This window comes from Pseudoxanthomonas suwonensis 11-1 (assembly GCF_000185965.1).
In the GTDB taxonomy this organism is placed as follows: domain Bacteria; phylum Pseudomonadota; class Gammaproteobacteria; order Xanthomonadales; family Xanthomonadaceae; genus Pseudoxanthomonas; species Pseudoxanthomonas suwonensis_A.
In genome coordinates this window covers 1,480,992-1,494,257 of sequence record NC_014924.1, presented here as the reverse complement: position 1 = coordinate 1,494,257, position 13,266 = coordinate 1,480,992, and the positions used below count along the sequence as shown (strand labels likewise).

At 72.5% G+C, this 13,266-nt stretch carries 10 protein-coding genes and 1 tRNA gene; 8 read left to right on the top strand and 3 right to left on the bottom strand.

The window, feature by feature from the left end:
* Window positions 1–27: 27 nt before the first annotated feature.
* The 7 genes from rnd (at window position 28) to PSESU_RS06805 (ending at window position 6,740) form a co-directional block, all read left to right on the top strand.
* Window positions 28–1,122 (top strand): ribonuclease D, encoded by a 1,095-nt coding sequence (gene rnd / locus PSESU_RS06835; RefSeq protein ID WP_013535028.1) that lies wholly within the window; start codon window positions 28–30, stop codon window positions 1,120–1,122.
* 211 nt (window positions 1,123–1,333) lie between these two features.
* A complete protein-coding gene (locus PSESU_RS06830; RefSeq protein WP_013535027.1) occupies window positions 1,334–2,044 on the top strand; it encodes a DUF3348 domain-containing protein in 711 nt (236 codons plus the stop codon).
* A complete protein-coding gene (locus PSESU_RS06825; RefSeq protein WP_013535026.1) occupies window positions 2,025–4,103 on the top strand; it encodes a DUF802 domain-containing protein in 2,079 nt (692 codons plus the stop codon). Before PSESU_RS06830 ends, PSESU_RS06825 begins: the two co-directional genes overlap by 20 nt.
* Complete coding sequence (locus PSESU_RS06820; protein ID WP_013535025.1) at window positions 4,100–4,750, top strand: OmpA family protein; 651 nt, start codon at window positions 4,100–4,102, stop codon at window positions 4,748–4,750. The genes PSESU_RS06825 and PSESU_RS06820 overlap by 4 nt, the downstream gene beginning before the upstream one ends.
* Window positions 4,740–5,369 carry a DUF2894 domain-containing protein gene (locus PSESU_RS06815; protein WP_013535024.1) on the top strand — a complete coding sequence of 210 codons (630 nt, stop codon included), beginning with the start codon at window positions 4,740–4,742 and terminating at the stop codon, window positions 5,367–5,369. Before PSESU_RS06820 ends, PSESU_RS06815 begins: the two co-directional genes overlap by 11 nt.
* A gap of 88 nt (window positions 5,370–5,457) precedes the next feature.
* Window positions 5,458–5,533: transfer RNA gene (locus tag PSESU_RS06810), tRNA-Ala, on the top strand.
* A gap of 94 nt (window positions 5,534–5,627) precedes the next feature.
* Complete coding sequence (locus tag PSESU_RS06805; protein ID WP_013535023.1) at window positions 5,628–6,740, top strand: SGNH/GDSL hydrolase family protein; 1,113 nt, start codon at window positions 5,628–5,630, stop codon at window positions 6,738–6,740.
* A gap of 1 nt (window position 6,741) precedes the next feature.
* On the opposite strand, the gene PSESU_RS06800 is transcribed toward PSESU_RS06805, so the two are convergent.
* Both PSESU_RS06800 and ispG read right to left on the bottom strand, forming a co-directional pair.
* Window positions 6,742–7,440, bottom strand: coding sequence for a phosphatase PAP2 family protein (locus PSESU_RS06800; RefSeq protein ID WP_013535022.1), 699 nt, complete (start codon window positions 7,438–7,440; stop codon window positions 6,742–6,744).
* Window positions 7,421–8,689 carry a flavodoxin-dependent (E)-4-hydroxy-3-methylbut-2-enyl-diphosphate synthase gene (ispG, locus tag PSESU_RS06795; protein WP_013535021.1) on the bottom strand — a complete coding sequence of 423 codons (1,269 nt, stop codon included), beginning with the start codon at window positions 8,687–8,689 and terminating at the stop codon, window positions 7,421–7,423. Before ispG ends, PSESU_RS06800 begins: the two co-directional genes overlap by 20 nt.
* Window positions 8,690–8,824: 135 nt before the next feature.
* On the opposite strand from ispG, the gene PSESU_RS06790 reads away from it, so the two are divergent.
* A complete protein-coding gene (locus PSESU_RS06790; protein WP_013535020.1) occupies window positions 8,825–10,252 on the top strand; it encodes an aldehyde dehydrogenase family protein in 1,428 nt (475 codons plus the stop codon).
* A 6-nt stretch (window positions 10,253–10,258) separates the two neighbouring features.
* Here PSESU_RS06790 and PSESU_RS06785 read toward each other — a convergent pair whose 3' ends face one another.
* Entirely contained in the window at window positions 10,259–13,150 is a 2,892-nt protein-coding gene (locus tag PSESU_RS06785; RefSeq protein ID WP_233275259.1) for an EAL domain-containing protein, read from the bottom strand.
* Window positions 13,151–13,266 lie beyond the last annotated feature (116 nt).

Below are 13,266 nucleotides of genomic sequence, written 5' to 3'. Positions count from 1 at the left end.
AGACCAACGCAAGACCGGATCCCCCACGTGTCAGAAGTCCTCTGGATCGACCAGCCCGCCGAACTGCTGCGCCGCCTGCAGTCCGCCCCCTCCCGCATCGGCCTGGATACCGAGTTCATCCGCGAACGCACCTTCTGGCCGCGCCTGGCCCTGGTGCAGATGGCCGTGGGCGGTGACGTGCTGCTGGTCGACGCCCTGGTCCCGGGCATGCCCGAGGCCATCGCCGCCTGGCTGGATGCCCCGCATGTGCTCAAGGTGATGCACAGCGCCAGCGAGGACCTGGTGACCTTCCGCTGCGCCTGCGGCACCGTGCCGCGGCCGATGTACGACACCCAGGTCGCCGCCGCCCTTGCCGGTTTCGGCGCCGGCATGGGCTACCAGCGCCTGGTCGCCCAGGTCACCGGCACCACCTTGGCCAAGGGCGAGACCCGCTCGGACTGGATGCGCCGCCCGCTGAGCCCGGCCCAGCTGGAATACGCCGCCGACGACGTGCGCCATCTCGATGCGGTCTACCAGGCCACCCTCGCCCGCCTGCGCGAGCTCGGCCGCGAGGCATGGCTGGACGAGGACATGGCCCGCACCGTGGAGCAGGCCTCCCACGACGAACCCGAGCGCTGGCCGCACCTGGCCATGCGCGCCGGCCAGTTCCTCGACGCCGCCGGCCAGCGCCGCCTGCTGCGCCTGCTGCGCTGGCGCGAGCAGCAGGCCCGCGCCCAGGACAATCCGCGCAGCTGGATCCTGGACAACGACCTGGCCCTGGACCTGGCCCGCAACCCGCCGGCCGATGGCACCGACCTGCAGGCCCGCCTGGATTCCACCCCCAAGGCCCCGCGCAAGCTGGGCAAGGCCCTGTGGCAGGCCCTGACCACCCCCCTCGGCGACGAAGCGGAAATGCCCGCGATCGCCGCCGAACCCGACCGCAACGCCGTGCGCAAGCTGCAGGACGCGGTTGCCCGCCACAGCGCCGCGCTGGGCCTGCCGGATGGCGTGCTGGCCTCGCGCAAGCACCTGGAAGCCCTGCTGGAAAGCGGCGACTGGCCGCAGCCGCTGCATGGCTGGCGCCAGCGCGAGCTGGAGCCGGTGCTGCAGCCCTTGCTGGCCCGCACTGGCGCCGCGGGCTAGAATCGCGGGCCTTTCCGGGCGGGCCACGCCCCGGCCCCGCCCGTAACCGGGCCGCCTGCCGGCCCGCGCTGGAGCCATTGGCCGCAGCCCGGCCCCAGGTCCGTCGCCGGAGTCGCTCACCGCAGGAACCCCCGCCCGCCCCCGTTCCGGCGTCGCGCCGGTCCAGCGGCAGGTCGCGGCCCCGCCCGGTCGAGAGAACACCTTCCGCCCGATGCAGTCCCCGTCCCGCACCACGCCCAGCGGCCCCCGTTTCGTCCGCCAGCTCGCCCAGCTGGCGGGTACGGGCGTGGACGCCCCGAGCCACCCGTTGTCGCAGCTGCTCAGCCACTGGCTGGAATGGAAGCAGGCGGTGGCACTGGCGCGGGTACTGGATGCGCCTGCCGGGGACGCCACCGGGACCGTGGCCGGCGAAACCGGCGACGCGGCGGCCGAGCTGGCCCAGGCCCGTGCCTCGCTGGCCCAGTCCATCGCCCGCGACCGCGCCTTCGCCGCGCCGCCGGACGGTCCGCGCCCGCCATTCGAGTGGACCTATTTCCAGCAGCGGCACATGGCCCTGCAGCACCTGCTGGAGAGCGGCACCGGCCGCCTGCGCGAGTCCCTGCGCCAGCACCTGGCCGCGCGCTCGCCCGCGCTTGCGCGGCTGGCGGCGGTGGACGCGGTGATGGAGCAGTCCCTGGCCCGTCCTACCCGCAGCCTGCTGGCCCGCGCCACCCCGGTGCTGGAACACCGTTTCCGCGAACTGTCGCCAGAGAACCAGGAGGCATCGGCCTCCGCCGCGGCCCCGGCCTGGCTGGACAGCTTCCGCCATGACATGCGCGAGCTGCTGCTCGCCGAACTGGACATCCGCCTGCAACCCGCCGAAGGCCTGCTTGCCGCCCTCGGCCCCGCCCCGACTGGACCCCATGCAACGAATCCTTCCTGAACTGGCCACCTTCCTCGCCGGCCTGGCCGCCGTGCTCTGGATCGGCGCCGGCTACGCCGCCGGGCACCCGCTTGCCCTGCTGTTCACCCTGCTGGTGCTGGCCTTCTACCTGGTCGGCGTGCTGGAGCTGTACCGCTACCGCCAGGCCACCCTGGGCCTGGAGCGCGCGCTGTCCGGGCTGGAGGCGACGCCGTCCAGCCTCGAAGGCTGGCTGGCGCAGCTGGATCCGGGCCTGCGCGAGCCGGTGCGGATCCGCATCGAGGGTGGCCGCCTGCCGCTGCCGGGCCCGGCCCTGGTGCCGTACCTGGTCGGCCTGCTGGTGCTGCTGGGCATGCTCGGCACCCTGCTGGGCATGATGACCACCCTGCGCGGCACCGGCGTGGCCCTGGAAGGCACGGCCGAACTGGACGCGATCCGCGACGCGCTGGCCGCGCCGGTACGCGGCCTGGGCTTCGCCTTCGGCACCTCGATCGCCGGCGTGGCCGCCTCGGCCGCGCTGGGCCTGCTTTCGGCCCTCAGCCGTCGCGCCCGCGCCCGCGCCGCGCAGCAGCTGGATGCCCGAACCGCCACCACCCTGCGCCCCTGGTCGCAGGCGTACCAGCGCGAGCAGACCGTGCAGCTGCTGCAGGCCCAGGCCGGCTTGCTGCCTGCCCTGGTCGAGCGCCTGGAGCAGATGGCGACGGCGCTGGAGCAGCGCGACGCCGCCGGCGCCGAGCGCCAGCTCGCGCAGCAGGAAGCCTTCCACGCCCGCACCGAGGCCACCTTCCGCGAGCTGGCCGGTGCCGTGCAGGCCACCCTGTCCGACAGCGTCGCCAGCAGCGCGCGCGAGGCCCGCGCCGCGGTGCAGCCGGTGCTGGAATCGACCCTGGCGGCGATCGCCAGCCATGCCGAGTCCACCCGCGACAGCGTCACCGGCGCGGTCCAGCGCCACCTCGAGGGCAGCGGCGAGGCCCTGCGCGCCCTCGGCACGGAGATCGCCGGCCAGTGGAGCGTCGCCCTGCAGGCCCAGCGCGAGGCCGGCGACGCCCTGCTGCAGGACCTGCGCGGCGGCCAGGAACAGCTGGCCGCGACCATGGGCACCCATGCCGAAACCCTGGTCGAGCGCATCGGCGCCCAGCTCGGGCAGGCCGGCAGCAGCCTGGCCGCCGGCTGGGAGCAGGTGCTGTCGCGCCAGGAGGAAGCCAACCACGAAGCCGCCGCGCAGCAGCGCCAGGCCCTGGCCGAGGCCGCCAGCGCGATCGAGCGCCAGTCCGCCGCCCTGCTGGCCTCGCTGGAACAGGCCCATGCCCAGCTGCAGGCGGCCTTCGCCAGCCAGGAGGATGAGCGCCTGGCCCGCTGGAGCGCCACCCTGGAAACCGCCGGCACCGCCCTGCGCGAGCAGTGGCAGCAGGCCGGCGACGAGGCCGCCGCGCGCCAGCAGGCGGTGTGCGACACCCTCGCCAGCACCGCGGCGCAGATCAGCGAACGTACCCAGGCCCAGGCCGAGGCGACCATCGCCGAGATCTCGCAGCTGGCCCGCACCGCCGCCGAGGCGCCGCAGGCCGCGGCCGAGGTCATCACCGAGGTGCGCCGCCAGCTCTCCGAGAGCCTGGCCCGCGACACCGCCCTGCTGGAGGAGCGCAGCCAGCACATGGCCATGTTCGGCCAGCTGCTGGAAGGCGTGAACCGTGCCTCCGGTGAGCAGCGCGCCGCGCTGGAGTCGCTGGTTGAATCCACCGCTGCCCTGCTCGAGCGCACCGGCGCCCGCTTCGAGGAGCAGGTCCACAGCCGCGGCGAGCAGCTGCAGGAAGCCGGCGCCCAGGTGGCCGCCGGCGCCGCCGAGGTCGCCAGCCTGGCCGAGGCCTTCGGCGCCGCGGTCGAGGCCTTCGCCCAGGGCAACGCCCTGCTGGTGGAGCGCATGCAGCAGATCGAGGCGGCGCTGGAGAAGGCCGCCAGCCGTAGCGACGAGCAGCTGGCCTACTACGTGGCCCAGGCCCGCGAGGTGATCGACCTCGGCATGCTCAGCCAGAAGCAGATCGTCGAGGACCTGCAGCGCCTGTCGGCGCGGAGCGCGGCATGATCGACCAGGCCGGCGACGAGGACGGGCTGGCCGCACCGGTCTGGGCGGCGTTCGCCGACCTGATGGCGGTGCTGCTGGGCGTGTTCGTGCTGATCCTGGTCTGTGTGATCGGGGTGCAGTTGCAGCTGTCGGCGCGGCTGGACGAGGAAGTGCGCCAGCGCCAGGCCGAGGCGAAACAGCGCCACGCGCTGGAACAGGCGCTGGCTGTGCCGCTGGCCGACGGCCGCGTGACCCTTGTCGATGGCCGCATCGGCATCCGCGGCAACGTGCTGTTCGCGCTCAACTCCGACCAGCTGCAGCCGGAGGGCCGCCAGGTGCTGCGCTCGCTGGCCGCGCCGCTGGCGCGCTACCTGGAGGCCGGCGAACAGGTGCTGATGGTCAGCGGCTTCACCGACGACCGTCCCGTGCACGAGGGCAACCGCCGCTTCGCCGACAACTGGGAACTCTCGGCGCAGCGCGCCCTGACCGTCACCCGCGCCCTGATCGAGGAAGGCGTGCCGGCCGATTCGGTGTTCGCCGCCGCGTTCGGCGCGCAGCAGCCGGTCAGCCCGAACGACGACGAGGAGGGCCGCGCGCGCAACCGCCGCGTGGAGATCGCGCCCATCCCCCGGCCCGCGCGCAAGGAGGAAGCCAGCGATGCCGATTGAGGAGATCCAGGCCTGCCTCGCGCGCTGGCGTGCGGCCGGTGCCGACCGCGCCCAGCCGCTGCGCTTCGCCGCGCTGGAGGCGCTGGCCCGGCGTGCCCAGGCCCAACAGGGCCTGGCGCGCGCACGGATCGAGGAACGCCTGGCGCGACTGCTGGAACGCTACGCGGCGGACCTCGATGCGGCGGTGGCTTCCCCCCAGGGGAACACCGCGTCGGCCACCGCCGGTCCGCTGGCGGAAGTCACGGCGCGGCTGGCCGGCATCGCCCGCCAGCGCCACGGCACCACCTCCGCCGGCGAGGTGCAGGAGATGGCCATGCTCGGCGAGCTGCGCCGGTTGTGGGCGCAGGTACGCAGCGAGAGCCAGCTGCGGCGCTCGCTGCAGGACCTGCCCGAGGATGCCGGCCCGCTCAACTCGGGCAAGCTGGTGCACCGCGCGCTGAACCTGATGGGCGGGCTCTCGCCGCAATACCTGCGCCATTTCCTCGCCCACCTCGACACCCTCGCCTGGATCGGCCAGGTCGAAGCGCCGGCGCCGCGCCCCGCGGAGAAGGCCGGCAAGGCCGCCAAGGCCACGCCCGCACGCAAGCGCACCCGCAAGCGCGCCACCAGCGCCGTTTGAAGCCGCACCGCGATCCAGCGCGACGGGGTGCTTGGCGAAGCCGGAAGCCCGCGCTAGAATGCGCGGCCTGACGTCACCGTCAGACCGTGGGGCCATAGCTCAGCTGGGAGAGCGCGTCGTTCGCAATGACGAGGTCGGGAGTTCGATCCTCCCTGGCTCCACCAATATTCCAGACAAGGCCCGGGCAACCCCCGGGCCTTGTTCTTTCCAGGCCCCCGCTGCCATCCTCGCGCTCCCGCTGGAGCCGCAAGGACATGCATGGCACGCCGCCTCCGCTTCGATTCCTTAGCCTTCGTCCTGCTGCTGGCGCTGGTCGCCCCCGTGCATGCGCAGGTGCGGGTCGCCGCCGATCCGGCGCTGCAGGCCACGCCCGCGCCGGTCGCCACGGGCGGCCGCACCGTCGCCCATCCACGCGGCCTCGCCCACCAATGGCCCGGCGTGTACTTCGAGACCGCGTTCGAGGGCAGCGCAGCCGGGTTCGAGCTGGTCGAGCCGCCGCTGACCGTGCACGTGGAAGTGGACGGCCAGCGCGTGGCCAGCCTGCGCAAGCCGTCGCCGGGGCGCTACCGCATCGATGGAATGGATCCGGGCACGCACGCGCTGCGCCTGGAAACCGCCAGCGAGAGCCAGTCCGCCGCGCACGTCTTCGGCGGCTTCCTGTTGCCGCCGGGTTCCAGCCCGGCGGAGCTGCCACGGCGGGAGCGCAGGATCGAGTTCATCGGCGACTCGCACACCGTCGGCTACGGCAGCGTCTCCACCACGCGCGAGTGCAGTGGCGAGGAGGTCGACATGACCACGGACACCAGCGCCGCGTTCGGCCCGCAGGTGGCGAAGCATTACAACGCCGACTACCGGATCAACGCGATCTCCGGCCGCGGCATCGTGCGCAACTACAGCGGCCACGATGGCGACACCGTGCCCACCGCCTGGCCGTACCTGCTGCTGTCGCACGAACACGTCGACAGCGACACCTCGTGGCAGCCACAGGTGGTGGTGGTGGCCCTGGGGACCAACGATTTCTCCACCGCGTTGAACGAGGGCGAGCCCTGGGCCGACCGCGCCGCCCTGCGCGCGGACTACGTGCACGGCTACACGCGCTTCGTGCGCCAGCTGCGCGCACGCTGGCCCGGTGCGCACTTCGTGCTGTGGGCCACCGATGCGGTCGACGGCGAGATCCGCGACCACGCGCGCCAGGTCGCCACGAAGCTGCTTGGCGAGGGCGACCGCCGGATCAGCTTCCTGCCGGTCGATGGCCTGGACATGCAGGCCTGCCACTGGCACCCCTCCGCGGCCGACCATGTCCGCCTGCGCGACGCGCTGGTGGCGCACATCGATGCCCTGCCCTCGCCCTGGGGAACGGCCGGCGACTGACTCAGCGCAGGCGCCTGCGCCACGGCCGGCGCGCGCGGAACAGCACCAGGTAGGTGCCCGCGACCCAGGCCAGGCCCGCGGCCCAGCCGGCCATGACGTCGGAGGGGTAATGCACGCCCAGGTACAGGCGCGACAGACCCACCAGCAGCACGAACACCAGCGCGGCCGAAAGCACCGGCCAGCGCCAGCGGGTACGCCAGGCCAGCAGCACGGCGACCATCGCCAGGGTCATCGAACCCATGGCGTGGCCGCTGGGGAAGCTGAAGGTGGTCTCCGGGGCGATCGATTCCCACAGCGAGGGACGCTCGCGCCGGAAGCCGTGCTTGGCCGCCATGTTGAGCAGGGCCGAGCCGACGAAGGACACGCTGGCGAAGATCGCCTCGCGCCATTTCTTCTTCAGCAGCAGCACCAGCGACAGCAGCACGTCCGCCGGGATCACGCCGTACTCGTAGCCGGCATGGCTGGCGGCGACGAAGAACGCGTCCAGGCGCGGCCCTGCCAGGCCGTTGAACCAGTGCAGCACGGCCTCGTCCAGCTCCACCATCTGCTCGAACTCATGGATCTCGTCGGCCAGCTCGGCGAACAGCCACAGCGGTGCCAGCACGCCGAGGAACAGCAACAGCAGCAGGCCCAGCCTGCGGCGCGGCAACGCCGGCGCCGTCGGATCGTCCGTGGCCGGCTCAGCCGGCCTTGCGGGCATAACGGGTCTCGACGTACTCGTCGATCAGGGCCACGAACTCGGCGGCGATGTTCTCGCCCTTGAGCGTGACCTTCTTCTCGCCATCGACGAACACCGGCGCCGACGGCGCCTCGCCGGTGCCCGGCAGGGAGATGCCGATATCGGCGTGGCGCGACTCGCCGGGGCCATTGACCACGCAGCCCATCACCGCCAACGACAGGTTCTCGGCACCCGGGTGCGAGATGCGCCATTCCGGCATCTTCGCCCGCACGTGCTCCTGCACCGTCTTGGCCAGTTCCTGGAAGAAGGTGCTGGTGGTGCGGCCGCAGCCCGGGCAGGCGGTGACCATCGGGGTGAAGGCGCGCTGGCCGGTGGTCTGCAGCAGCTCCTGCGCGACCACCACCTCGGCGGTGCGCGGCTGGCCCGGTTCCGGGGTCAGCGAGATGCGGATGGTGTCGCCGATGCCCTCCTGCAGCAGCACCGCCAGCGCCGCGCTGGAGGCGACGATGCCCTTGCTGCCGATGCCGGCCTCGGTCAGGCCCAGGTGCAGGGCGTAGTCGCTGCGCGAGGCCAGGTCGCGGTACACCGCGATCAGCTCCTGCACGCCACTGACCTTGCAGCTGAGCACGATGCGCCCGGCGGGCAGGCCCAGCTCCACCGCGCGGTCGGCCGAATCCAGCGCCGAGCGGATCAGCGCCTCGCGCAGCACGCGCCCGGCATCCCAGGGCTCGGCGCGCTGGCTGTTCTCGTCCATCAGGCGCGCGGCCAGGGCCTGGTCCAGCGAGCCCCAGTTCGCGCCAATGCGCACCGGCTTGCCGTACTCGATCGCCTTCTCGATGATCGAGGCGAACTGGGTGTCCTTCTTCTTGCCGAAGCCGACGTTGCCCGGGTTGATCCGGTACTTGGCCAGGGCCTCGGCGCAGGCCGGCTCGCCTGCCAGCAGCTGGTGGCCGTTGTAGTGGAAGTCGCCGATCAGGGGCACGTCGATGCCCATCATCAGCAGCTTCTCGCGGATCCGCGGGATCGCCGCGGCCGCTTCCGGCGTATTGACGGTCAGCCGCACCAGCTCCGAACCGGCGCGCCACAGTTCGGCCACCTGCTTGACCGACCCGGCCACGTCGGCGGTGTCGGTATTGGTCATGGACTGGACCACCACCGGGGCACCGCCGCCGACGGCCACCCCGCCGATGTCGACCTGGCGGGTGGGACGGCGCGGCCAGGGTCCGATGGAGGCGGGCGGCGTGGGCTGGGTGACGGCATCGTGCTGCATGTGCGCATTCTAGACGCCCGGGGCCGGACGTGGCCTAACAGCGCCGAACCGGCGTCCCGGCAGGGCCGCCCACGCGCCCTTCCCGCCGGCCGCGGCATACTCCGGCCACCTGCCCGCCTTGCCCAGGACAGCCCCATGCTCAAGCCGACCTACCCGCTCTACGTCGCCAACGTCGCCGAATCCCCCAATGCCGACCTGGAAGTCCGCGACAAGTACAGCGGCGAGGTCGCGACCCGGGTGGCCATGGCCGACGCGGCCACGGTCGAGCGGGCAATCGCCGCCGCGGCCGAGGCCGCCCCGGCGATGGCCGCCCTGCGCGCCTACCGCCGCCAGGCCATCCTCGAGCACTGCATCGCCCGCTTCCGCGAGCGCGCCGGGGAACTGGCCGAGGCCCTGTGCATCGAGGCCGGCAAGCCGATCAAGGACGCCCGCGGCGAGGTCACCCGGCTGATCGACACCTTCCGCATCGCCGCCGAGGAGGCCACCCGGATCGAGGGCCAGACCGTCGACCTGGAGATCTCCGAGCGTGGCCGCGGCTACCGTGGCATCTGGAAGCGCGTGCCGATCGGCCCCTGCAGCTTCATCACCCCGTTCAACTTCCCGCTCAACCTGGTCGCCCACAAGGTCGCCCCGGCGATCGCCGCCGGCTGCCCGTTCGTGCTCAAGCCGGCCGGCAAGACCCCGGTCGGCGCGTTGATCATCGCCGAGGTCCTGGCCGAGACCGACCTGCCGAAGGGCGCGTTCTCGGTGTTCGCCTGCGACAACGACGTGGCCAGCCCGCTGGTCGAGGACGACCGGATCAAGCTGCTGTCCTTCACCGGCGGGCTGATCGGTTGGGACTTCAAGGCCCGCGCCGGGCGCAAGAAGGTCACCCTTGAGCTGGGCGGCAATGCCGCGTGCATCGTCGATGCCGACCAGGGCGGGCGCCTGGACCACGTGGTCGAGCGCCTGGCCTTCGGCACCTACTACCAGTCCGGGCAGAGCTGCATCAGCGTGCAGCGGATCCTGGCCCATGCCGACGTCTACGACGCCCTCAAGGAGAAGCTGGTGGCGAAGATCTCCGGCTTCGTCGCCGGGGATCCGAAGGACGAGAAGACCTTCATCGGCCCGATGATCGACGAGGACGCCGCGCGCCGGCTGGAAGGCTGGATCGGATCCGCGCGCAAGGCCGGTGCCAAGGTGCTCGCCGGCGGCAGCCGCAAGGCCAACATGCTCGAGGCCACCCTGCTCGAGGACGTGCCGCGCGACTGCGAGCTGCAGCGCCAGGAGGCGTTCGGCCCCGTTGCGCTCATGGAGCGCTTCGAGGATTTCGACGCGGCGCTCGCCACCATCAACGATTCGGACTTCGGCCTGCAGGCCGGCGTGTTCACCGACAGCCTGTCCCATGCCATGCGCGCCTGGGACAGGCTCGAGGTCGGCGGCGTGGTGGTCGGCGACGTGCCCAGCTTCCGCATGGACAACATGCCCTACGGCGGGGTCAAGGATTCCGGCTTCGGACGCGAGGGCGTGAAGTACGCCATCGAGGACATGAGCGAGGTGCGGCTGCTGGTGATCCGCAGCTGAGCCGCTTCAGCGGCGCCGGCACGAGGCGGGGCGGCCGAGCAGGTAGCCCTGGCCGGCACTGCAGCCCAGCTGCAGCAGGGTGTCGCGCTGGGCCTCGGTCTCGATACCCTCGCCCACCGTGTCCATGCCCAGGCTGCGCGACAGCGCCAGGATCGCGCGCACCAGGGCCAGGCTTTCCTCGCGTCCACCCTCGGCATCCAGGCCGGCGACGAAGCTGCGGTCGATCTTCAGTCCCAGGATCGGGAACCGGTGCAGGTAGGACAGCGCCGAGAAGCCGGTGCCGAAGTCGTCCAGCACCGCGCGCACGCCACGGTCGCGCAGCCTGTCGAGCATGCGCCGGGTGCGCGGCGCATCGTCCATCAGCGCCACCTCGGTGATCTCCAGGCGCAGCCGTGCCGGGTCGGCGCCGGCATCGTCCAGCAGGCCGAGCAGGCGGCGGGCGAAATCCGGCGAACGGAAGTGGCGCGGCGAGACGTTGACCGAGATGTAGTCGCTGCCGCCGCGCGCCAGTTCCTCGATGACCTGCTCGTACAGCAGCCAGTCGACCTGCTCGATCAGCCCGCTCTCCTCGCCCAGGGCGATGAATGCCGCCGGCGAGAGCAGGCCGCGCTTCTCGTGGCGCCAGCGCAGCAGGGCCTCGTGGCCGGCCACCACGCCGTCCTCCAGGCGCACGATCGGCTGGTAGTACGGGATGAACTCGCGGCGCTGGATGGCGCGGCGCAGGTCCGCCTCCAGGTCCAGGCTGCGCACGGCCTGCTCGCGCATGGCCTCGTCGAACACGGCGAAGCGGTCGCGACCCTCGTTCTTGGCCCGGTACATGGCCGCGTCGGCATCGCGCAGCAGCTCCTCGCCGCTGCGGTAGCGCGGATGCCATAGCGCAATGCCCATGCTGGCCGAGGGGAACAGCTCGCGCCCGGCGACCCACAGCGGCTGCCCGATCACCGACAGCAGGTGCCGGGCCAGTTCGTGCACGCCGTCGATACCGTCTTTGCAGGACGCCAGCACCGCGAACTCGTCGCCGCCCAGGCGCGCGACCACCGCGTCGTTGCCCACCGCCGACACCAGCCGACGCGCGACCGCCACCAGCAGGTCGTCGCCGGCGGCGTGGCCGATGCTGTCGTTGACCACCTTGAAGCGGTCCAGGTCCAGGAACAGCACGGCGAAGCCCGGGACGTCGCCGGCCATGTCGCTGGCGCGCTCCAGCGCCGAGGCCAGCGAGTCGAGCAGGCAGCTGCGGTTGGGCAAGCCGGTCAGGGCGTCGTGCAGGGCCTGGTGGGTCAGCCGCTGCTCGGCGCGCAGGCGCTCGCCGATCTGCGCCAGCAGCTGTTCGTTGGCCCGCTCCAGCTCGCCGGTGCGTTCGCCGACGCGCCGCTCCAGGTCGGCGTGGGCCAGGCGAAGGCGTTCCTGCGCCGCCTGCCGGCCGAGGCCGGTACCGATGTTGTGGGCCACGAACGACAGCAGGCGCTCGTCGTCGCGGCTGAAGCGGATCGCCGGCTCGTAGCTCTGCACCGCGATCACGCCGACCACCTCGCCGTCCAGCCGCAGCGGCACGCCCAGCCAGCTGCTGGCGCGGACCTTGCCCGGGCCATGCACCTCGCCGTCGGCGATCAGCGCGTCGATGTCGCCGCGGTGCGCCAGCAGGGTGCGGCCGGTGCGGATCACGTACTCGGTCAGGCCCTTGCCGAGGAGCCGCGGCGGGCGTTCTTCGCCGGCCTCGTCCACCGAGTACACGAACTCGATCGAGCGGCGGTCGTCGCCCAGCAGGGCGATGTAGAAGTTGCGCGCGTACAGCAGGTCCGCCACCGCGGCGTGGACCTTGGCGTAGTACTGCGCCGGGCTCTCGGAACTGACCGCCATCTCGGCGATGCGGTACAGCGCGTGCTGCAGGCGCTCGGCGCGCTGGCGCTCGACCACCTCGTCCTGCAGCTCGCGGTTGGCGCGCTCCAGGTCCAGGGTGCGCTCCAGCACGCGCCGCTCAAGCTCGGCCTGGGCCTGGCGCCGGTCCAGGGTTGTCTGCACGTGCTGGGCGACGAAGCCCAGCAGCGCGCGATCCTCTTCTGTATAGCAGTCGGCGCGGTCGTAGCTCTGCACCACGATCGCGCCGCACACGCGGTCGCCGCGGCGCATCGGCACGCCCAGCCAGTCGAGGCTTTCCGAACCATGCCCCTCCTTGGCCAGGGGCAGGCCAAGCGGCTGGCGGATCGTGCGCGACGGACCGCGCAGCGCCTGGCCATGCCTGAGCAGGGCCAGGGTCAGCGTGCCCGCCATCTCGTCGGACGACCACTCCCGCGTGCCCTGGGTGAGGAAGGGATCGCGGTCGTCGGCGAAGTACAGGAAACGCAGGGTGTCGCGCTGGTCGTCGTATTCGACGATGTAGCAGCTGGGCGCGTACATCAGCGAGCCGATGATGCCGTGCAGGCGCGCCAGCATCTCCTGCATCTCGACCTCGCCACCGGCCAGGTCCGCGATCTCGTACAGCGCCTTCTGCAGGCGCCGCGACTGCTCCAGGGCCTGCAGGCGCGCCTGCAGGCGCGCGGCCTGCAGCCCGCTTTCCACCAGGCTGCGGGCGGCCACGCGCCAGGCCTGCAGTCGTTGCGCGGGCGGCGGCGTTTTGCAGCGCGCCAGCACCACCAGGCGGGCATCGCCCTCGTCCCAGGATTCGACCAGCACATCGGGCGGCAGCCCGGCTTCGTCGTCCAGCGCACGCTGCAGCAATCCCGGTGCGTCCCCGTCACCGCCCTCGGCCATGCCGGGCGCGTCCGGGCAACGCCAGCCCGCGGCGATCCAGTCCGCCTCCGGCAGCAGCTCCCGCAGGGCCGCATGCAGGCGATCCTGTGCCACGGGCGCGCGCATGCCCGCGGCGGACGCCACTGCATCGAGGCGACGGATTGGGGTCATCGGCTCCGTGGAAACCTTTACAGCGGCGGCCAGCATAGCGCCTGCGCCGCTGCCGCTCGACCCCTTTTCGCCCGCCCGTGCGTTGTACCGGGCATGAGCCTGCCCGCCGCCCTGCC

What these genes read in the sequence shown, in the direction of transcription:
- PSESU_RS06830 (WP_013535027.1), top strand. Translation starts at nt 1,334, where the DNA reads ATGCAGTCCCCGTCCCGCACCACGCCCAGCGGCCCCCGTTTCGTCCGC.
- PSESU_RS06825 (WP_013535026.1), top strand. Translation starts at nt 2,025, where the DNA reads ATGCAACGAATCCTTCCTGAACTGGCCACCTTCCTCGCCGGCCTGGCC.
- PSESU_RS06820 (WP_013535025.1), top strand. Translation starts at nt 4,100, where the DNA reads ATGATCGACCAGGCCGGCGACGAGGACGGGCTGGCCGCACCGGTCTGG.
- PSESU_RS06815 (WP_013535024.1), top strand. Translation starts at nt 4,740, where the DNA reads ATGCCGATTGAGGAGATCCAGGCCTGCCTCGCGCGCTGGCGTGCGGCC.
- PSESU_RS06805 (WP_013535023.1), top strand. Translation starts at nt 5,628, where the DNA reads ATGGCACGCCGCCTCCGCTTCGATTCCTTAGCCTTCGTCCTGCTGCTG.
- PSESU_RS06800 (WP_013535022.1), bottom strand. Translation starts at nt 7,440, where the DNA reads ATGCCCGCAAGGCCGGCTGAGCCGGCCACGGACGATCCGACGGCGCCG.
- ispG (WP_013535021.1), bottom strand. Translation starts at nt 8,689, where the DNA reads ATGCAGCACGATGCCGTCACCCAGCCCACGCCGCCCGCCTCCATCGGA.
- PSESU_RS06790 (WP_013535020.1), top strand. Translation starts at nt 8,825, where the DNA reads ATGCTCAAGCCGACCTACCCGCTCTACGTCGCCAACGTCGCCGAATCC.
- PSESU_RS06785 (WP_233275259.1), bottom strand. Translation starts at nt 13,150, where the DNA reads ATGACCCCAATCCGTCGCCTCGATGCAGTGGCGTCCGCCGCGGGCATG.